This is a genomic window from Erythrobacter sp. S43, assembly GCF_057364955.1.
The window spans coordinates 914848-931619 of record NZ_CP200285.1 but is presented as its reverse complement, the minus strand read 5'-3'; the positions used below and the strand labels follow the sequence as shown (position 1 = coordinate 931619).

The window sequence follows — 16772 nt, the reverse complement described above, 5'->3', positions numbered from 1 at the left end:
GCATGAAGATCGTCTTCAGCCGAAAAGGATTCGACAGCAGCGCGGGGGGCGGGCCTTCGCCGATTGTCGATGGCCGTCCGCTTTCGCTGCCGATTCCAGCGGGAACGGCATCGCACACCACTTTCGGCGATCTGGGCTTGGGTGAGCATGCCGCCAAAGCCAGTCGCGGGAAGCTGGGCGCGGATGATCTGTGCCACCACGATCCGATGTTCCTGCCAGAAGGCACCTGCGCTTTTGGTCAGCACAGCGCGGCACAGACCCACCTTGAGAGGCAGGGGGTCGGGATGGGCGATGTGTTCGTGTTCTTCGGCCTGTTCGCCGAGGAAGATACCGGCGAACCGCATCACCGTATCTTTGGCTATCTGCGCGTCGAGGAGGTGATCGCACTGTCGGATGGTGCGCCGCAAGAGATGCTGGACGTGGCGCATCCGCACGCGCTCGAAATGCACAGCGCCAATGATGTGATCTGGCGCGGTGAGGGAAGGGTGGCGGAGCGGGCTCACCCAGACTTGCGGTTGACCGTCCCAGAGGGGCCGCCGAGCCTGTGGCACCGCCCCGAATGGCTCAAACGCGGCGGGCTATCCTATCACGACCGCGCTGACCGCTGGATCAGAGGCGGACGATTGCGCTCGGTCGCGCGCGGGCAGGAATTCGTTGCCGACATTGGCCGCAGAAAGGACCCGCGCGAATGGCTTGAGCGGGTGATCAGACTGATCAATAAGTCTTGATAATCGCCGAGAAGTCGAGCGCTTCATTGCCCGCACCAAGGAAGTCTTCATACAGAGCCGCTGCGCGAGAACCCAAGGGCACTGCCGCGTCCGCTGTCTCAGCCGCTTCCATCGCAAGGCGCAAATCCTTGACCATCAGCGGGGTCGCAAAGCCACCTGCATAGCCATTGTCCGCCGGGCTCTCGACACCCACTCCGGGCAGCGGGGTGTAGGCGTTCAATGACCAGTTGTAGCCCGATGACTGCGAACTGATCTCGTAAAACTTCTGCGGATCGAGGCCCAACTTCTCTGCCATCTTCATTGCTTCGGCGGTGCCGATCATGGTGATGGCGAGCAGCATATTGTTGCAGATTTTAGCCGTCTGACCCGCGCCTGCATCGCCCGCATGGATCACCGCCTTGCCCATCGCGGCAAGCACCGGCTCGGCGGCCTCGAAGGCGTGGCGTTCGCCGCCGACCATAAAGGTCAATGTGCCGCCATTGGCCGCTGCAATCCCGCCGGAAACGGGCGCATCGACCATCTTGTAGCCCTCTGCATGCGCAGCGTCGGCCACCTCTTTGGCGGTTGCGACGTCGATGGTGGAGCAGTCAATTAACGTTGCAGCGTGCGGCGTATGGCCGATCACATCATTGGTGTAGACCTCTTTCACAATCCCGCCATTGGGCAGCATTGAGACAACCGCTTCGGCGCTCTGCACAGCCTCGCGCACGTTCGTGAATGTGTCGCAGCCAGCCTCTTTGGCGCGGGCCAGCGCATCCTCTGACAGGTCGAAGGCAAGCACATGATGCCCGGCTTTCACAAGGTTTGCGGCCATCCCGCCTCCCATATTGCCGAGGCCGATAAATGCGATTTTCATAGCGTCTCTCCCGCTCAGAATAGTCTGTCTAGCCCGGCAACACCCAAAAAGCCCGTTCCAAGAAGGCTAATGAAACGGATTGGATGGTGACCATAAAAGGCTGTGCTGTGGCTCGAATGCTCGCGTATCTTTCGGTCGGCAGGTAAGGGCTCGAACCCGCTCACCCCGATACGGCCACAAGCGAAAGCCGCGATGAGTAAACCGAAGCCGATGAGCACCTACCGCCCCTTCCAGTTGCCCTCACGCTTCTCGATAAACGCGGCCATGCCTTCGGCCTTGTCCTCGCTCGCGGTGAGGATCTGGAAAATGCGGCGTTCCATGATCAGGCCCTGATCGAGCGAGCTTTCAAACGCGGCGTTGACCATTTCCTTGTTCGCAATCGCAGCCATGGGCGGCATTGCGGCGATGGTCGCGGCTGTCTTGAGTACATCTGCGAGCAGGTCGGCTTGCGGCACCACCCGCACGACGAGGTTTGCTCGCTCGGCTTCCTCGGCGCCCATCATCCGGCCAGTCAGGCACATTTCCATCGATTTGGATTTGCCAATCGCGCGGGTGAGGCGCTGCGAGCCGCCCATGCCCGGCGCGACGCCCAGCTTGATTTCGGGCTGGCCGAACTTCGCGTTGTCCGATGCGACAATAAAGTCCGCCATCATTGCGAGCTCGCACCCGCCGCCCAGTGCAAAGCCGTTCACTGCGGCGATCCACGGCTTGCGGGTCTTCTTGACGATCTCGGAATTCCACGGGCTGAAAAAGTCATCAAGATAGAAATCCGCCGCAGCCTTCTCGCTCATCTCTTTGATGTCGGCTCCGGCAGCAAAGGCCTTGTCGCCCGATCCGGTCAGCACCGCGCAAAGCTGGCTGGCGTCGGCTTGGTAGTCTGCAAACGCGTCGATCAATTCCTCCAGAACCTTGGAGTTGAGCGCATTCAAGGCCTTGGGCCGGTTGAGCGTCATCAGAGTAACGCCGGTGGTGCCCTTCGCGTTCTTCTCGACGGTGATGGTTTCGTAGCTGCTCAATTCAATCATCCTCAGTTTGTGTCTGGGCTTCCGTTCGTACGTCCAACGGGTCGCCGTCCAATAGAACACTCCAGCCGAAATCATAGCGCCGGTCGCATGTGACCTTGTCCGGCCTTTGAAAGCTCACGCGTTTGAAATACTTCTTGTCCGCGCGCTTGCGTTTCAGAAACGCGCCTTCGACCAGAATACGGGGTGCGGAGTCATACTTGTCCTTTATCCCATAGCCTTCGATCTGAAACTTCTCATCGTCGCCGAAACCTGTGATCGGATAGAATTCCATCCGGTTTCCGCGCCAGAGCGGCCTTTGTCCGGCCTTCCGAAAGTCCCGCCAATTGTCTCCCAAACTAAGCTCGATCGTTTCCGTAGGTGACACGTTGAACAGCAGCGAACCGTGATGGATGCCCGAATAGGCGAGCTGAACTGATTGTCCTTCTTGGGGGCGGATCACTAGCTCCTTCATGCACACGGTTGCCGGGCCTTGGGTTGTGAACTTTTCTGCCGGACCCAGCTCTATGTCATTGATGGTCATCGCGGGTTGCGATGCCTGTGCCGCGAGGAGCGCGATGGCGGGGAGCGCGCTCAAAGCGGCTTCCACTCCTCATCAGCGGGCAGCGGGACGAAGATGCTGTCGATCAGCTCCTCGCTCACTTCTGGCGGCGTAGCCGGGTCCCACTTTGGATCATTGGTTTTGTCGACGATCACCGCGCGCACACCTTCGGCAAAGTCGGGGCGGGTGAGCACGCGCGATGCGATGCGGTATTCCATGCGCATATTGTCGGCGAAGTCGGTCAGCGTCGCGCTTTCGGCCAATTGGCGCAGCGCGACCTTGCAGGTTTGCGGTGACTTGGTGCCAAGCGTGTCGCGCTCCTTCACCGCCCAATCGTCGCCTTCATCAATTGCCGCTTCGAGGCTGGCGAGGATGTCTTCGTAGCTGTCGGATGCGAAGTGCTTGGCAACCTTGAGCGCGTTGGCCTCAATCCGCGCTTCTGGCGGTGTGCCCACGGGTTCGGACAGGATGCCAGCGATGCGATCAGGGAACTCGGCGATGCGTGCCTTGATGTCTTCGAGCATTTCGCTCGGCACATAATGCGTCGCAAGCCCGGTCCACAGGCATTCCGCGCCATCGAGCCGTGCGCCGGTCAGCGCGAGGAATTGGCCCAGCCGCCCGCCAAGGCGTGAGAGATACCAGCCGCCGCCTACATCGGGGAACAGACCGATCCCGGTTTCGGGCATGGCAAAGCGCGTGTTCTCGGTCGCGACGCGGAACTTGGCCGGTTGCGAAATACCGACACCGCCGCCCATGGTGATCCCATCCATGAAAGCCACGATGGGCTTTTCATAGGTGAACATCTGATGGTTCAACTGATACTCGTCGTGGAAGAATGTGCGCCCCGACACGCCGTCATCATTGAGCGCCGAATTGCGCAGGAAGGCGATATCGCCGCCCGCGCAAAAACCGCGCGAACCTTCCGTGTGGTCGATGATGATGGCTCTGACTTCGTCATCATCAGCCCATTCGGTCAGCGCAGCGCTCATCGCGTGGCACATGTCGAGCGTGAGCGCGTGCAGCGCCTTGGGACGGTTCAGGGAGATATGGCCAATGGGGCCATCTTTGCGGGTGAGGACGTCGTCAGTCATTGTCTTGATCCTACTGCCGCAGCAAATCCCGGCCAACGATCATCCGCATCACCTGATTGGTGCCCTCTAGGATCGAGTGCACCCGCAGGTCACGCCAGAAGCGTTCGATGGGGTAGTCCTTGAGGTAGCCATAGCCGCCGAAGAGTTGCAGCGCGTCGTTGACGATCTTTGATCCGTTGTCGGTCGCAATGCGTTTAGCCATCGCGGAGAAACGCGATTTGTCGGGTGCGTTGTCGGTGACCTTGGCCGCCGCGAGATAGAGCAGCGCGCGCGCCGCCTCCAGATCGGTCGCCATGTCGGCGAGCATGAATTGGGTGTTCTGGAAATCGGCAACAGGCGTGTCGAATTGCTTGCGATCCTTGGTGTAGGCCACCGCTTCGTCGAGGCAGCGCTGCGCACCGCCCAGAGAACACGCTCCAATATTCAGGCGTCCGCCGTCCAGCCCCATCATCGCAAAGCGGAAGCCTTCGCCTTCATCACCCACGCGGTTGGCGACCGGTATGCGCGCGTCTTCGAAGATGACCTGCGCGGTGGGCGAGGCGTTCCAGCCGAGTTTCTTCTCCGGTGCGCCGAAGCTGACGCCGGGCGTGTCTTTGTCGATCACGAGGCAGGTGATGCCCTTGGTCTTGTGGTCGCCGGTGCGCACCATGGTGACATAGACATCGTTGACGCCGCCACCCGAGATAAATTGCTTGGTGCCGTTGAGCACATAGTGGTCGCCATCGAGCACCGCGCTGGTTTTGAGACCCGCCGCATCCGACCCGCTGCCCGGCTCGGTCAGACAATAGCTGGCGATTTTCTCCATCGAGATCAGATCAGGCAGGTAGCGGTCTTTCAGTTCCTGCCCGCCAAACGTGTCGATCATCCACGCAGCCATATTGTGGATCGAGATGAACGCGCTGGTGGTGGGGCAGCCATAGGCCATGGCCTCCATGATCAGCGCGGCCTCCAAACGGCCAAGCCCGATCCCGCCGCTTTCTTCCGAGACATAAATCGCGCCAAAGCCAAGCTCAGCGGTTTGCTTGATCACGTCTTTGGGGAAGATGTGCTTTTCATCCCACTCGCCAGCATGCGGCGTGATGTTGTCGGCGGTGAAACGCTGCGCCATTTCCTGGATCGCGAGCTGATCTTCGGTGAGTGCGAATTGTCCTGTCATGGGGAGGGGATTTAGCCGTTCGCAAAGGCGGTGGGAAGGCTGGACGCGCACGCTGTTCGATTGCGTCTTACCGCGAAAAATCTGCGCAATTTCGTAACCGATTGGCGGTGCGGGACGTATATGTTTGCATGACGCGTCAAAATCCTCGCCTTCTGTTCGTCTACAACGCCGATGGAGGGTTGCTCACCGCCCTGATGCATGCGGTGCACAAACAGGTCTGCCCGGAGACTTATCCATGCTCGCTGTGTGCTCTGACCTATGGCGCAGTGTCGATGCGACGCGATTGGAAAAAGTACGTCAGCAGCCTCGATTATAACGTGGTGTTCCATCACCGTGATGACTTTGCAGAGAGCTATCCTGATATGCAGATCGACCTGCCATCGGTTTTGGTGGTGGAGCCGGGTGAAGCCCCGCGCGAGCTTATCGGGCGTGCAGAGCTGGACGCGATGGCAGACGCAGACGCTCTGATGACACGGATGGACGAGGTCCTTGATCTGGAATGGGAAAGGGCCCTGACACCGCGCGAAGTCGCTTAGTTGTTTTCGCCTTCTTCGCGCTTCACAACTGTGCGTTCAAACTCCCAAGTCATCATCGCCGTACCCATCCAGATGGGCGCATAGGGCGGCTGGATATCCTTTTCCCACGCCATAGAGCCGATCAGAGTGCCGGAAGAAAAGGGTACATCAGGGAACACCTCGCCCAGAGGATCACGGTAAGCCTCGTCAGCAGTGATGATCGTCCATCCCTCGCTGCGCAGTTCCGCGACAAGATCACCGATAAACATCGCCGCTAAATCGGTCTCATGAAGCAGCATGACATGCGCAGGCGAGCGGCCCAGTGTCTTACGCGCAAGTGCTTCGTGATAGGCAATCCCGCTCATTTGCGAGCGCAGATACAGCCTGCGCAGCCGCTCCATGTCGAGTGTCTGGCCGTTCTTGATCGCTTGTATGGTCAGGTGTTCCAGATGCCAGTCCGATCCATCGGCGGTGGCATATCCATTGCGCAGACCGCGTTTGGCCAGCCCCGCGCGGACCGCGTCGCGCTTGGCTTTGTCACGCCCACCTTCGTGCAGGTAAGGGAAGCGGAACCATGGGCGATTGCCGGGTCGACCTTTCAACCATTGCGCCGCCTTGTCGAGGTCCGCGAGATATTCTTCGGCGGGAATGGCGTGAAGGCTGGGGTGCGAAAAGCTGTGATTGGCGAGCACATGCCCCGACGCGACGTAGGCGGCAATGCGGCGCTCTCCCCCTTCGCCCGACGCCGTGCTGAGATTGCCCGGGGTGATGAAGAACGCGGCCTGTTCGACGCCGGAGTCTTTGAGCGCTGCGATCAGCTTTTCGGTGCGCTCGTCCGGGGTGAAGAACGCCCCCGCCGATCTCGGTATGTCATCAAAGGTGAGAGCAATGCGCTTGTCTTGAGCGGGGGTGTCGTTGGCGTGAGCAGGAGCGGTGAGCAACATGCCCAGCATCAACATGAAGGCAGCCAGCGCCCTCAAGATACGATCGCCTCGGCTTCGATCTCGATCTTCCATTCCTTGCGACACAGCCAAGCGACGCCCGCCATGGTCGCTGCGGGCTTGGCTTTTCCGAAGAAGCGAGCGTGGACCTCGCCTACCGCAGCCTGATCGTCGAAATCGGTCAGCAACATGCGCGTGCGCACCACGTCTTTGGCGCTGCCACCCAGTTCTTCAATCGCAGCGACGATGATGGCGCAGCACCTTTCGGCTTGCGCGGTCACGCCGCCTGACGTGGTCGAACCATCCGGCTCGACCGGGCCTGTTCCCGCGACGATGATGCGGTTGCCTTCTCGAACAGCGCGGCAGAACCCGAATTGCGTTTCAAACGGAGAGCCAGAGGTGGTGCGCTTTCTCATCGGGCCTCGCAGGCATCGCCTTTGCTCGCCTTGACCACGCGAGCATAGTCTTCATCGGTCGGGGCTAAACGTCGGATCAGAATGATCCCTTTGCTCGAAGGGCTGTTTTCCTGCGTCAGGACAATTTCCAGCGCCTTCCCTTCGCCGCGCATGGTGCGGAAATTGTTAGTGTTGGCATCAAAGAAAGACAGGCTCGAATAGCCTTCATATGCGCCCATGCGGACCCGCAAGCCGTCTGGCGCCTTGGCAAGGTCGAACCTGCATCCGGAGTAAGCGAGATCGGGCGAAGGACGCACCACGCTCTGTGTCTCCGGTCTCATTTGCGGGGCGAGTTGGAACCCGTGCACCGGCGTACCGCGCTCGCCCAGCATGGTGTAGGCGCGGTCCATGATAAAGCTTGGTGCGCCAAACACGATGACGGCATGGCTGGCCGCGGCAAGAATTCCGCCGAAAGCGATCGGTCCGAGAAGCAGCTTCATCCCGCATCCCCCCGACACGTCAACCGTTCGAGTGAGGGCGCAGTGATGGTGCCTTCGGGATTGTCCAAAACACCTTCGTCAGGGACATAGAGACGCAAAGTGAGATCGAATGCGCCGGCGGCCTTGCTGGAAATCCATCCCTCGTCGCCGTCTGGCTTATTGGGCGCGATGATGGCTGACCATTTATCGCCGTCGGCTGCCTGCTGCGCCGCACGGCTGGCATCGAAACTGAGCGCGCGGTCCTTGTTGCTCGGCAGGAAGTTTTCCGCGTTGTAGAGCGTGACTGACCACCACTGCGCAGGCAGTGTTCCACCGCTTAACCGGTAATCACACGCCTCGGTCAGCGGGCGACCAGAATCGTCGGTTATGCGGGTGAAATAAACAGCTTCTGTGTTGGCCAGCGCCAGCAATCCATGGCGCGCAATTCGCGCACGGAAGTATGGACTTGCCTCTTCAGAGCCCATTGCGAAATCGCCGTACCAGTTGCCGATCTGGACCGGACCTTGGGTCCGTCGGTCACCGGGCAGCAGCCCGGATAGAGCAAGCGCGGTATATCCTCCGAGCCCAACGCCAATCAGGCCGAAAACAAGATAAGTGAGAAACCGTTTCAGGCGCACGCGGCCGTCCGTAAGTCTTACGAGCAGCGTTTGCGTGGGAAGGCGTCAACGCCTGTTGAAGTCAGCAATTCGTCGCCATTCAGGGTCAGGGTGTACTCTGCGGTCCATGTCTCACCTTCGCCTTCCATCGCGAGCGATACTTTCACCCCGCTGCCGACCTCTTCAACCTTGGTGACGTCGCCAACGGACTCATAGAATGAGACTTCTTTGGCGGACACTTCCATCCTGCCATCAGAATCCGGTGAGCACGCGCCGGTCGTCGCATCCCACTTGCCGTGGAACTGCTCGGGGATCGACTTTCCGTCCGTCGCAACGTCCGCCTCCGTCTCTTTGGCCGCAGCCGTTTCCGCCTCGTCTGCAGCGAGGTATTCTTCTTTCGTCTCGGCGTTAGCTTTGGCGTTTTCGAAGTCCTCTTCGCCGCCATCGACCTCAGTTTCCGGAGCAGGATCGGTCGGTTCCTCAGAACCAGTGCCGCAGGCCGCCAGCAAGAGCACAGGGGCGCTGACCCAGAGTACCTTATGCATTGTCATCTCCCATGTCGGCAGCGAATGCGCCGGGACTTACTTACAGCGAACCACTCCTTCATCGCCCGCCTCATAACGTTCCGATGGGTCCATAACGTGCAGTTCGTCTTCTATTAAGGTCAGTCGGAATGCCGTCTCGATTGCATCGTCGGCGCCAGCCTCTTCCAAATTGAGAGTTACGATCGCATCATTGCCATCCATCTTCACAGAAGTGACAGAGCCTCCAGCTTCATTGAAGCCCAAGAATGATGGCTGGACCACCGTGATGCTGCCATCATGGCTTATGCAATCCCAACCGTACGGACCCCATTCGCCATGGAAACGGGCTGGTATCGTTCCGGTGGTTGTGCTTGCTTGCTTCGCCTCGCTTGGTTTTTCAGCGGCGTTGGCTTCAGCCTCGACTGCTTCCTCCGTGCTGGCTTCAGCATCATTTTCAGCGTTTTTCGAAGATGCTTCGTCATCAGCCTCTTCGCCGCCGGCAATAGGCGCCTCTTCCGGAGCATCCAAAGGCTCTTCGTTGGTACCTCCGCACGCCGTCAGCAAAACCGAAAGCCCGATGACCATAGCTGTCTTTTTCACGTGATTCCCCCATTTTTCAAACAAGTTCTGAGGAACCTATCAGCCGAAAGTTGGAATCACAAACGCGTTTGACCCGTCTCCGCCGCCGTCGGGCCAGCGTTGCGTGATCTTCTTGCGCTTGGTCCAGAAGGCGAGGCCTTCAGTGCCATATTGGTCGATGTCGCCAAAGCCGGAACGCTTCCATCCGCCAAAGCTGTGATAAGCGACTGGCACAGGGATCGGCACGTTGATGCCGACCATGCCGACTTGGACCCGGTTCGCGAACTCCCGGGCGGCGTGGCCGTTGCGGGTGAAGATCGCGACGCCGTTGCCGTATTGATGCTCGCTGGGCAGGCGCACGGCGTCTTCAAAATCCTTGGCGCGCACGATCTGGAGCACGGGGCCGAAGATCTCTTCCTGATAGCTTTTCATTTCAGGCATCACATTGTCGATCAGGGTCGGGCCGACGAAGAAGCCGTTTTCGTGACCTTGAAGCGAGAAGCCGCGACCGTCGATTACGATCTCGCCGCCCTCTTCCTCGGCAGTGGTGATCCATTGTTCGACGCGCGCTTTGTGCTCGGGCGTGACGACAGGGCCGTAATGCGCTTCCGGGTCGGTCGAAACGCCGACGCGCAGGGCATGGATTGCCGGGATAAGCTTTTCGCGCAGGCGATCTGCGGTGTCCTCACCCACTGGCACAACCACCGGCAGAGCCATGCAGCGTTCGCCCGCAGAGCCGAACGCTGCGCCGGCGAGGTCATTGACCACCTGATCGAGATCAGCGTCAGGCATCACAATGCCGTGGTTCTTCGCGCCGCCAAATGCCTGTACCCGTTTCCCGCGCTTGGCGCCTTCGGAATAGATGTAATGCGCGATGTCGGATGACCCGACGAAGCTGATCGCGGGGATGTCAGGATGCTCTATGATCGCGTCGACCATTTCCTTGTCGCCATGAACGACCTGCAGCAGGCCTTCGGGCGCACCCGCTTCGACAAACAGTTCGGCGAGGCGCACCGGCACGGAAGGATCGCGTTCGGAGGGCTTGAGGATGAAGGCGTTACCCGCCGCACAGGCCATGCCGAACATCCACATCGGGATCATGGCGGGGAAGTTGAACGGTGTGATGCCCGCACCAATGCCAAGCGGCTGGCGGATTGAATAGACATCGATGCCGGGGCCTGCGCCTTGCGTGTATTCACCCTTGAGCACCTGCGGGATACCACAAGCATATTCGACCACTTCGAGGCCGCGCTGCACATCGCCCTTGGCATCGTCGATGACCTTGCCGTGCTCGCTTGAAAGCAGCTCGGCAAGCGGCTGCATGTTAGCCTCGACCAGCTCCTTGAACTTGAACATCACGCGGGCGCGTTTTTGCGGATTGGTGGCCGCCCATTCGGGTTGGACCTGTTTTGCGGTGGCGATGGCTTTTTCGAGCAGTGCCGCATCACCAAGCCCAACCTCGGCCTGAATCTCACCGGTCGACGGGTTCCAGACCTGATGCTTGTGCGCCGAAGCGCCTGCGTCGCCGACAATAAAGTGATCAACCTGCCGCATGATTATTCCTCTCTCGTATTCGATTCTGTCCAATCCCTTAGCGGGAGCGGGATGCGAATCCAATCATGCGAGAGAGATACCAGTCGGAGCGCGGCGGCGCACCTATGCGTTGACCGGCGGTAAGGCATGCGGCACATGCGCGGGCCTTGGTCGGCGGGTGTAGCTCAATGGTAGAGCAGGAGCTTCCCAAGCTTAAGACGAGGGTTCGATTCCCTTCACCCGCTCCATTTCATTGCGCGAGGTTTCGGTTCCGTTGGCCGCGCTTCGCTTGGCCGTCGGTGCGCTTTGCGCTCCGACTCCACCCGCTCCATTTCATCAAAACAAATTAGGCAATCAGGCTCGGGCTCGCCGGGACGATGGCTGCTGCGTAAAGGATTACGGATACGCTGATCGAGAGAGCGGCGGCGAGGATGTTCTGGGTAGGGAGAGCAAACATGGTGGGGGTATCCTTAGAATTGGGTGTGGTTGATCAAGCGATCAGGTTGGGGCTGGCAGGCACGATGGCTGCGGCATAGAGAACAGCCGAAACCGAAACGGCGAAGATGGCTGCGAAGAGATTGTTGCGGGTTTCAGTAGCGAACATGATGTGGTTTCCTTCGTTTAGTTCAGTGTTCTGCGGGACCATCCCGCTTGATGTCCCGTACTATGCAGGCCCCGTGCCAAAACTGAAAAACGTCAGAAAAACAGATATATACGCAAAAGGGGCTGGATCCGGACGTGATGCCCGGACCAACCCCTTGGTGAAAATTCCCAATTGTTGGGTTTGCTATTCTGGATTTACCCCAGCGGCGTCCAACAGGAGCAGGCCAAATGTCATGCGCCCTTGCATTTGCCAAGGTGCTTCATCTCGACCTGCGTGACGATTGTCGCGCCAACGGCCTCGCCGCCGCCGCTCAGGATTTGAAAGCCTGACATCGTCTTGCCCGCGTCCGAAACCGTCACGGAGATGCTTCCAGTCATCGCCATAGCCGGATTGCGGCAAGATAGGTCGGCCTTCATTTCATCAGCGGTGTAAGTCACGTTGGAAGCGGTGCAGCTCGGTGCAAACATGGTCGGCGCCAGCATCGCCTCTGTTGCGCTGAAGCATCTCTTGCCGACCTGCTTGGGTCGATCGTCACTGATGCTGCTGGTGCCACTTTCGCTCTTGCCATCTTTGAAAGTCGCCCCGCCGCCCTGCGAGACTGTGATTTCCCATTCACCGGCTTCGAAGCGGGGTGCGGTATCGTTGGCCAACGCGGCGGTGCCAAGAAGAAGGGCACCCAGCCCCAAGGTCTTGCGTGCTTTTGACATAGAGAGTGTCCTTTATCTCGGCGGCATACGAATGGCGCCATCCAACCGGAACTGGTGTCCGTTGATATAGCTGTTACGCGCTATCTCGCAGATCAGCGATGCGAACTCCTCTGGCTCCCCCAGCCGTTTGGGGAAAGGGACGCTGGCGTTGAGTTGGTCCCACATCTGCGGATTGCGGTCTTTCATGCCCAGCATCAGCGGGGTGGCAAAGATACCCGGCATCACCGAATTCACCCGAATGCCCATATCCATCAGGTCGCGCGCCATGGGCAGCACCAGACCGTTCACGCCGGATTTGCATGATCCATAGATCACCTGTCCGATCTGACCGTCTTGCGCGGCGACGCTGGCGGTGAGTGTGATCGATCCGCGTTCGCCATCTGCGTTCACCGGCTCGCTGTTCGCCATGCCGAGCGCGGAGATGCTGGCCACGCGGTAACTGGCGACCAGAATGCCTTCGGCTCCGAACGCGTAGTCTTCGGTCGGCAGGCGTTTGTAGCCGCCTTTCTCCTTGTCCCACCCCAGCGTCTTGCCGCGCTTGGATGCCATGGCGCAGTGAACGGTCACCCGTTCCTGTCCATTGGCGGCGCGCGCGGCGGCAAAGCCCGTCTCGACGCTGGCCTCGTCCATAATGTCGACATGGTGGAATGTGCCACCGATCGCCGCTGCGTGCTCTTCGCCAGCTTCATCGTTGATGTCGAAAATCGCGACTTTCAGCCCGTGATCCGCCAGCGCCTTAGCGCTTGCGCGCCCCAATCCCGATGCGCCGCCAGTGACGACTGCGGCCATGCCTGCTTCGAGTTTCATATTTGTCTCTCCTCTTCGCGCGGCACCCTAATCAGGAACATTCAACATGGCCAAGAGCGAGTTTGCAGACTGTGAACCTCTGCGTGCTAAGGACTTGCCCATGGACACGTTTCTCCTTTGCTTTGTGCTGGTGTTTGCCATCGCTTTGGGCGGGCGCGATCAGCTGATCGTGGCGCGGCTGGCGGAGACGCTTGAACGCTCGACCGGGCTGTTGGTGCTTGGCGGTTTCTGCGCCGCCCTGTCTGCCATTGTGATGACATTTGCGGGTATGTCGCTGGCGCAAATTCTGCCGCAGCGCGCGGCGGAGATGCTGGTGGCCTTTGCGCTGGCGATTGCGGCGTTTGAGCTGGCGTGGCCGGTAAAGCTGAAAGGCATGGACGAGCCAACGCGTTCGTTGGGTGCAATAGGGCTGGTGCTGCTGGCGCGACAGGTAGGCGATGCAGCGCGCTTCATCATCTTCGCCTTCGCAGCGGCGGCGACCTATCCCATGACGAGCGCCATCGGCGGCGCGCTCGGCGGATTTGCAGCTGTGGCCCTGGGATGGGTGATGGGCCGCGATCTGGAGGCAAAAGTTCCCCTTCGCCCGATCCGCATCGCGATGGCGGTGTGTTTGATTGTTGCGGCACTGTTCATCGGATTGAACGCTCGTTACGACTTCTATTAATCGCTTTGTTCGATTTGTGCGATCTGGTTTTTCTCGAAACTATAATGCTTTCAATCCGTTAGTATGTTGAACACATCAACGGCGTCCGGTTCTATGCTTCAATGCGGAAGCACCCCTTTCGGACGCGGAGCACACAAATAGGAGGACAGCTCATGCTCGACCCCAACACCAACGCAACCGCACAGATGGTAACCGAAATCAACGAATTGCTGGCCGATCACTTCGCGCTCTACGTGAAGACCAAGAACTTTCACTGGCACGTAAAGGGCCCGCGTTTCCGCGATCTGCACCTGCTGTTTGACGAACAGGCGATTGAAATTCAGGGCCAGATTGACGCGATTGGCGAGCGCGCCCGAAAGCTGGGCGGCACCACGATCACCTCTATGGGTTCGATCATCGGGGCAACGCAGGTGAAGGATCAGGACAACGCTGATCTCGCGGCCGAGGACATGATCGCCGAACTGCGCGATGATAACGCCAAGATGGTGGCCCGTTTGAAAGCCATGAAAGATACCGCCGAACGCGCCGGCGACAACGCCACCGACGGCTTGCTCGATGACTGGACCGACATGGCCGAAGAACGCGTGTGGTTCCTGAACTCACTTCTGGGCTAACACATACGAATACGCGCCTTGGCGCCAAGCATAGGGCCGTTTCCGCACTAGCCGGAAGCGGCCCTTTTGCTATGCGTGGCTGTATGACGGATGTGAACTTTATCGAAGGCGCCGATGCGGCGGCGATTGCCGATTGGCTGGAAGCGCAGATCGCGGAGCGGCTGGCAAGCACGACTGGGCCGGTGGAAATCTGCGTGCCCGGTGGATCGACCCCGTTCCCTATTTTCGAGGAGCTGGTGAAGCGTAAGCTCGATTTCGCGCGTCTTCGCGTCTGGCCCAATGATGACCGCATCGTGCCAGAGGATCACGATGCTTCGAACACCGGCAAGGTCCGCGCTTTGTTTGAGCCAGTCGGTGCGCAGGTCGTTGCGCTTTCGGCCGACATGGAAGTGCCCGAATTCGACTTGATGTGGCTGGGCATGGGTGAGGACGGGCACACCGCCTCGCTGTTCCCGAACACCGATCCGCAGTTGGATGATCCGCAGACGGTGAAAGTCCTGACGCCTGACCCGCTGCCTCCTCACGCACCGTTTGACCGGATTACGATGACGCTGCCGACATTGCTCAACTCGCGCGAGTTGATGTTCGTCATTCGCGGTGATGAAAAGCGCTCTGTGTTCGATGCGGCTGTCGCGGGTAATCATGACCTGCCCATCGCGCGGCTGCTGGGTGCAGCGACGCAGAAGGTGACATGCTTCACCTGATCGAAAAGCTGCTTCCTGCGCCCTTGCACCGCGCGCTGCTGCCGCTGGCGCATCGCGTGCGGCACAGCTGGCGCAAATGGCGCAAGGCGGAGTTGCGCGGTTGCTGTGTGATTATCTCCAATCCTGCAGGTGAAGTCCTGATGCTGCGGCATTCCTATGGTCCGGCAGTCTGGGCCTTTCCGGGCGGCGGTATCGACAAGGGCGAAGACCCACGCAATGCGGCCTCACGAGAAGTGCGTGAGGAATTGGGGCTGACGCTGGAAATGGTCGAGCCGCTGGGCACCATTCAAGAGACCATTTCAGGATCGCCGCATACGGCATTTCTCTTCACCGCCAGCACTGACCAGACGCCGCGACCAGACGGGCGCGAGATCACCGAAGCGCGTTTTTATCCGCGCGATGATCTGCCTGATCCGATCGGAACGACCACTGCGGCAAGATTGGCATTCTGGCGCGAGAAAACCGAAGACTAAAGCAGCGACAATTGCGCATCATCGCGCTTGGGTTCTTTCGCTTCGTCGCCGTGATCTAGGTTGGACAATGTCAGCCCCATCAACCGGATTGGCATTGGTAGCGGCAGGGCTTCTTCCAGCAATTCGCGACTTAGCCGGGCAAATTCTGTCTTGGTTTCGATCCATTGGGTCACCGATTTCGAACGGGTCATATTCTTGAAGTCGGTGAACTTCATCTTGAGCGTTACCGTGCGCCCGCGCGACTTGCTGCGCTCAATGCTGTCCCACACATATTCGATAGTGTTCTCCAGCGTTTCGCGTAGAGCCGCGCCGCTGGATATGTCTTCGCTGAACGTCCGCTCTCCGCCGACCGATTTGCGCACGCGATGCGCCCGGACCGGACGCAGATCGATACCCCGCGCCGCGCGGTAGAGATAATCGCCCATGCTGCCGAACTTCGCGCGCATGAACTCGATGTCTTTGGCGGCGAGATCCGCGCCCGTTTCAATCCCCACCCGTTTCATCTTCTCTTCGGCCTTTGGCCCCACACCGTGGAACCGCCGGATCGGGAGCCTTGCGACAAAATCCGCGCCTTGCCCGGGGCGGATGATGCACATGCCATCGGGTTTGTTCTGGTCGCTGGCGAGCTTGGCGAGGAACTTGTTGTAGCTCACCCCCGCGCTCGCGGTCAGCTTGGTTTTGGCGCGGATTTCCTGCCGGATCAGCTCGGCGATGCGTGTGGCGCTGCCAATGCCTAGGCGGTCTTCGGTCACGTCCAGAAACGCTTCGTCCAGACTGAGCGGTTCGACATGCGGCGTGTGATGTTCAAAGATCGCGCGGATTTGGCGGCTGGCTTCTTTGTAGGCGTCGAAGCGGTGCTTCACGAAGATCAGATCGGGGCACAGCCGTTTCGCGGTGACCGATGGCATCGCGCTCTTCACCCCGAACTTGCGTGCTTCGTAACTCGCCGCCGCGACAACGCCGCGCCCGCCCGATCCGCCGACAGCCACCGGCTTGCCGCGCAATTCCGGATGGTCGCGCTGCTCCACGCTCGCGAAGAAGGCATCCATATCGACATGGATGATCTTGCGCAGGCCCATTTCACCTTGCGGCTCCGCCTTGTCATTATCACTGTCTGTGCCTTCGGCCATGGGCGGGAAGATATCGCCATTCTCGTCCAAGCGGAACCTTTGCCGAACAGACCCGCTTTAGTCAGGCAACGCAAAAGTCGCTGGCCAATCGG

At 59.6% G+C, this 16772-nt stretch carries 23 protein-coding genes and 1 tRNA gene; 7 read left to right on the top strand and 17 right to left on the bottom strand.

Translation table 11 applies throughout. From position 1 onward, the window contains the following. Positions 1-2: 2 nt before the first annotated feature. A complete protein-coding gene (locus tag AC0V6K_RS04605) occupies positions 3-728 on the top strand; it encodes an Nmad3 family putative nucleotide modification protein (RefSeq protein ID WP_472625227.1) in 726 nt (241 codons plus the stop codon). Here the strand turns inward: AC0V6K_RS04605 and mmsB are convergent. The 5 genes from mmsB to AC0V6K_RS04580 all read right to left on the bottom strand — a co-directional run bounded on the left by mmsB (position 715) and on the right by AC0V6K_RS04580 (position 5394). Further along, positions 715-1584 (bottom strand): 3-hydroxyisobutyrate dehydrogenase, encoded by an 870-nt coding sequence (gene mmsB / locus AC0V6K_RS04600; protein ID WP_472625226.1) that lies wholly within the window; start codon positions 1582-1584, stop codon positions 715-717. The genes AC0V6K_RS04605 and mmsB overlap by 14 nt on opposite strands. 218 nt (positions 1585-1802) lie before the next feature. Continuing rightward, positions 1803-2609: an enoyl-CoA hydratase-related protein gene (locus tag AC0V6K_RS04595; protein ID WP_472625225.1), complete on the bottom strand. Its 807-nt coding sequence runs from the start codon at positions 2607-2609 to the stop codon at positions 1803-1805. After that, the gene (locus tag AC0V6K_RS04590; protein ID WP_472625224.1) at positions 2602-3183 is read right to left on the bottom strand and encodes a hypothetical protein; all 582 of its coding nucleotides are present in this window, start codon (positions 3181-3183) and stop codon (positions 2602-2604) included. Before AC0V6K_RS04590 ends, AC0V6K_RS04595 begins: the two co-directional genes overlap by 8 nt. Further along, positions 3180-4238, bottom strand: coding sequence for an enoyl-CoA hydratase/isomerase family protein (locus AC0V6K_RS04585; protein ID WP_472625223.1), 1059 nt, complete (start codon positions 4236-4238; stop codon positions 3180-3182). Before AC0V6K_RS04585 ends, AC0V6K_RS04590 begins: the two co-directional genes overlap by 4 nt. A gap of 10 nt (positions 4239-4248) precedes the next feature. Next, entirely contained in the window at positions 4249-5394 is a 1146-nt protein-coding gene (locus AC0V6K_RS04580; RefSeq protein ID WP_472625222.1) for an acyl-CoA dehydrogenase family protein, read from the bottom strand. Between the two features lie 128 nt (positions 5395-5522). On the opposite strand from AC0V6K_RS04580, the gene AC0V6K_RS04575 reads away from it, so the two are divergent. After that, on the top strand, positions 5523-5930 hold the full coding sequence (locus AC0V6K_RS04575) for a hypothetical protein (protein WP_472625221.1): 408 nt from the start codon (positions 5523-5525) through the stop codon (positions 5928-5930). Here AC0V6K_RS04575 and AC0V6K_RS04570 read toward each other — a convergent pair. The 7 genes from AC0V6K_RS04570 to AC0V6K_RS04540 are packed head-to-tail and all read right to left on the bottom strand — an operon-like array spanning position 5927 to position 10998. Further along, positions 5927-6853 carry a polysaccharide deacetylase family protein gene (locus AC0V6K_RS04570; RefSeq protein ID WP_486172564.1) on the bottom strand — a complete coding sequence of 309 codons (927 nt, stop codon included), beginning with the start codon at positions 6851-6853 and terminating at the stop codon, positions 5927-5929. The two genes, AC0V6K_RS04575 and AC0V6K_RS04570, sit on opposite strands and share 4 nt — an antisense overlap. Positions 6854-6885: 32 nt before the next feature. Further along, entirely contained in the window at positions 6886-7266 is a 381-nt protein-coding gene (locus AC0V6K_RS04565) for a RidA family protein (RefSeq protein ID WP_472625219.1), read from the bottom strand. Next, positions 7263-7745 carry a DUF1254 domain-containing protein gene (locus tag AC0V6K_RS04560; RefSeq protein WP_472625218.1) on the bottom strand — a complete coding sequence of 161 codons (483 nt, stop codon included), beginning with the start codon at positions 7743-7745 and terminating at the stop codon, positions 7263-7265. The genes AC0V6K_RS04565 and AC0V6K_RS04560 overlap by 4 nt, the downstream gene beginning before the upstream one ends. Next, positions 7742-8362, bottom strand: coding sequence for a DUF1214 domain-containing protein (locus AC0V6K_RS04555; protein WP_472625217.1), 621 nt, complete (start codon positions 8360-8362; stop codon positions 7742-7744). Before AC0V6K_RS04555 ends, AC0V6K_RS04560 begins: the two co-directional genes overlap by 4 nt. 17 nt (positions 8363-8379) lie before the next feature. Next, positions 8380-8886 carry a hypothetical protein gene (locus AC0V6K_RS04550; RefSeq protein WP_472625216.1) on the bottom strand — a complete coding sequence of 169 codons (507 nt, stop codon included), beginning with the start codon at positions 8884-8886 and terminating at the stop codon, positions 8380-8382. Between the two features lie 36 nt (positions 8887-8922). Then, positions 8923-9465, bottom strand: a complete 543-nt coding sequence (locus AC0V6K_RS04545; RefSeq protein ID WP_472625215.1) for a hypothetical protein — start codon at positions 9463-9465, stop codon at positions 8923-8925. 39 nt (positions 9466-9504) lie between these two features. Then, positions 9505-10998, bottom strand: a complete 1494-nt coding sequence (locus AC0V6K_RS04540) for a CoA-acylating methylmalonate-semialdehyde dehydrogenase (protein WP_472625214.1) — start codon at positions 10996-10998, stop codon at positions 9505-9507. 153 nt (positions 10999-11151) lie between these two features. Between AC0V6K_RS04540 and AC0V6K_RS04535 the strand changes: the two genes are divergently transcribed. Continuing rightward, positions 11152-11225: transfer RNA gene (locus tag AC0V6K_RS04535), tRNA-Gly, on the top strand. 98 nt (positions 11226-11323) lie between these two features. On the opposite strand, the gene AC0V6K_RS04530 is transcribed toward AC0V6K_RS04535, so the two are convergent. The 4 genes from AC0V6K_RS04530 to AC0V6K_RS04515 all read right to left on the bottom strand — a co-directional run bounded on the left by AC0V6K_RS04530 (position 11324) and on the right by AC0V6K_RS04515 (position 13095). Further along, complete coding sequence (locus AC0V6K_RS04530) at positions 11324-11434, bottom strand: enoyl-CoA hydratase (RefSeq protein WP_472625213.1); 111 nt, start codon at positions 11432-11434, stop codon at positions 11324-11326. Between the two features lie 33 nt (positions 11435-11467). Next, positions 11468-11581, bottom strand: a complete 114-nt coding sequence (locus AC0V6K_RS04525) for an enoyl-CoA hydratase (RefSeq protein WP_472625212.1) — start codon at positions 11579-11581, stop codon at positions 11468-11470. A 230-nt stretch (positions 11582-11811) separates the two neighbouring features. Further along, the gene (locus tag AC0V6K_RS04520; protein ID WP_472625211.1) at positions 11812-12288 is read right to left on the bottom strand and encodes a DUF3617 domain-containing protein; all 477 of its coding nucleotides are present in this window, start codon (positions 12286-12288) and stop codon (positions 11812-11814) included. A 12-nt stretch (positions 12289-12300) separates the two neighbouring features. Next, positions 12301-13095 (bottom strand): SDR family oxidoreductase, encoded by a 795-nt coding sequence (locus AC0V6K_RS04515; protein WP_472625210.1) that lies wholly within the window; start codon positions 13093-13095, stop codon positions 12301-12303. 100 nt (positions 13096-13195) lie between these two features. Between AC0V6K_RS04515 and AC0V6K_RS04510 the strand changes: the two genes are divergently transcribed. The 4 genes from AC0V6K_RS04510 to AC0V6K_RS04495 all read left to right on the top strand — a co-directional run bounded on the left by AC0V6K_RS04510 (position 13196) and on the right by AC0V6K_RS04495 (position 15550). Continuing rightward, positions 13196-13759, top strand: coding sequence for a hypothetical protein (locus AC0V6K_RS04510; protein ID WP_472625209.1), 564 nt, complete (start codon positions 13196-13198; stop codon positions 13757-13759). A gap of 152 nt (positions 13760-13911) precedes the next feature. After that, positions 13912-14373 carry a Dps family protein gene (locus tag AC0V6K_RS04505; protein ID WP_472625208.1) on the top strand — a complete coding sequence of 154 codons (462 nt, stop codon included), beginning with the start codon at positions 13912-13914 and terminating at the stop codon, positions 14371-14373. A gap of 83 nt (positions 14374-14456) precedes the next feature. After that, entirely contained in the window at positions 14457-15077 is a 621-nt protein-coding gene (locus AC0V6K_RS04500; protein ID WP_472625207.1) for a 6-phosphogluconolactonase, read from the top strand. Then, the gene (locus tag AC0V6K_RS04495; protein WP_472625206.1) at positions 15065-15550 is read left to right on the top strand and encodes an NUDIX hydrolase; all 486 of its coding nucleotides are present in this window, start codon (positions 15065-15067) and stop codon (positions 15548-15550) included. Before AC0V6K_RS04500 ends, AC0V6K_RS04495 begins: the two co-directional genes overlap by 13 nt. Here AC0V6K_RS04495 and dinB read toward each other — a convergent pair. After that, positions 15547-16680, bottom strand: coding sequence for a DNA polymerase IV (gene dinB, locus AC0V6K_RS04490; RefSeq protein WP_472626022.1), 1134 nt, complete (start codon positions 16678-16680; stop codon positions 15547-15549). The two genes, AC0V6K_RS04495 and dinB, sit on opposite strands and share 4 nt — an antisense overlap. Between the last annotated feature and the right edge of the window lie 92 nt (positions 16681-16772).

Bases quoted from the DNA above. Each gene is read 5' to 3' on its own strand.
- AC0V6K_RS04605 (WP_472625227.1), top strand. From the start codon at position 3: ATGAAGATCGTCTTCAGCCGAAAAGGATTCGACAGCAGCGCGGGGGGC.
- mmsB (WP_472625226.1), bottom strand. From the start codon at position 1,584: ATGAAAATCGCATTTATCGGCCTCGGCAATATGGGAGGCGGGATGGCC.
- AC0V6K_RS04595 (WP_472625225.1), bottom strand. From the start codon at position 2,609: ATGATTGAATTGAGCAGCTACGAAACCATCACCGTCGAGAAGAACGCG.
- AC0V6K_RS04585 (WP_472625223.1), bottom strand. From the start codon at position 4,238: ATGACTGACGACGTCCTCACCCGCAAAGATGGCCCCATTGGCCATATC.
- AC0V6K_RS04580 (WP_472625222.1), bottom strand. From the start codon at position 5,394: ATGACAGGACAATTCGCACTCACCGAAGATCAGCTCGCGATCCAGGAA.
- AC0V6K_RS04575 (WP_472625221.1), top strand. From the start codon at position 5,523: ATGACGCGTCAAAATCCTCGCCTTCTGTTCGTCTACAACGCCGATGGA.
- AC0V6K_RS04570 (WP_486172564.1), bottom strand. From the start codon at position 6,853: ATGTTGCTCACCGCTCCTGCTCACGCCAACGACACCCCCGCTCAAGAC.
- AC0V6K_RS04565 (WP_472625219.1), bottom strand. From the start codon at position 7,266: ATGAGAAAGCGCACCACCTCTGGCTCTCCGTTTGAAACGCAATTCGGG.
- AC0V6K_RS04560 (WP_472625218.1), bottom strand. From the start codon at position 7,745: ATGAAGCTGCTTCTCGGACCGATCGCTTTCGGCGGAATTCTTGCCGCG.
- AC0V6K_RS04550 (WP_472625216.1), bottom strand. From the start codon at position 8,886: ATGCATAAGGTACTCTGGGTCAGCGCCCCTGTGCTCTTGCTGGCGGCC.
- AC0V6K_RS04540 (WP_472625214.1), bottom strand. From the start codon at position 10,998: ATGCGGCAGGTTGATCACTTTATTGTCGGCGACGCAGGCGCTTCGGCG.
- AC0V6K_RS04530 (WP_472625213.1), bottom strand. From the start codon at position 11,434: ATGTTTGCTCTCCCTACCCAGAACATCCTCGCCGCCGCTCTCTCGATC.
- AC0V6K_RS04525 (WP_472625212.1), bottom strand. From the start codon at position 11,581: ATGTTCGCTACTGAAACCCGCAACAATCTCTTCGCAGCCATCTTCGCC.
- AC0V6K_RS04520 (WP_472625211.1), bottom strand. From the start codon at position 12,288: ATGTCAAAAGCACGCAAGACCTTGGGGCTGGGTGCCCTTCTTCTTGGC.
- AC0V6K_RS04515 (WP_472625210.1), bottom strand. From the start codon at position 13,095: ATGAAACTCGAAGCAGGCATGGCCGCAGTCGTCACTGGCGGCGCATCG.
- AC0V6K_RS04510 (WP_472625209.1), top strand. From the start codon at position 13,196: ATGGACACGTTTCTCCTTTGCTTTGTGCTGGTGTTTGCCATCGCTTTG.
- AC0V6K_RS04505 (WP_472625208.1), top strand. From the start codon at position 13,912: ATGCTCGACCCCAACACCAACGCAACCGCACAGATGGTAACCGAAATC.
- AC0V6K_RS04500 (WP_472625207.1), top strand. From the start codon at position 14,457: ATGACGGATGTGAACTTTATCGAAGGCGCCGATGCGGCGGCGATTGCC.
- AC0V6K_RS04495 (WP_472625206.1), top strand. From the start codon at position 15,065: ATGCTTCACCTGATCGAAAAGCTGCTTCCTGCGCCCTTGCACCGCGCG.
- dinB (WP_472626022.1), bottom strand. From the start codon at position 16,680: ATGGCCGAAGGCACAGACAGTGATAATGACAAGGCGGAGCCGCAAGGT.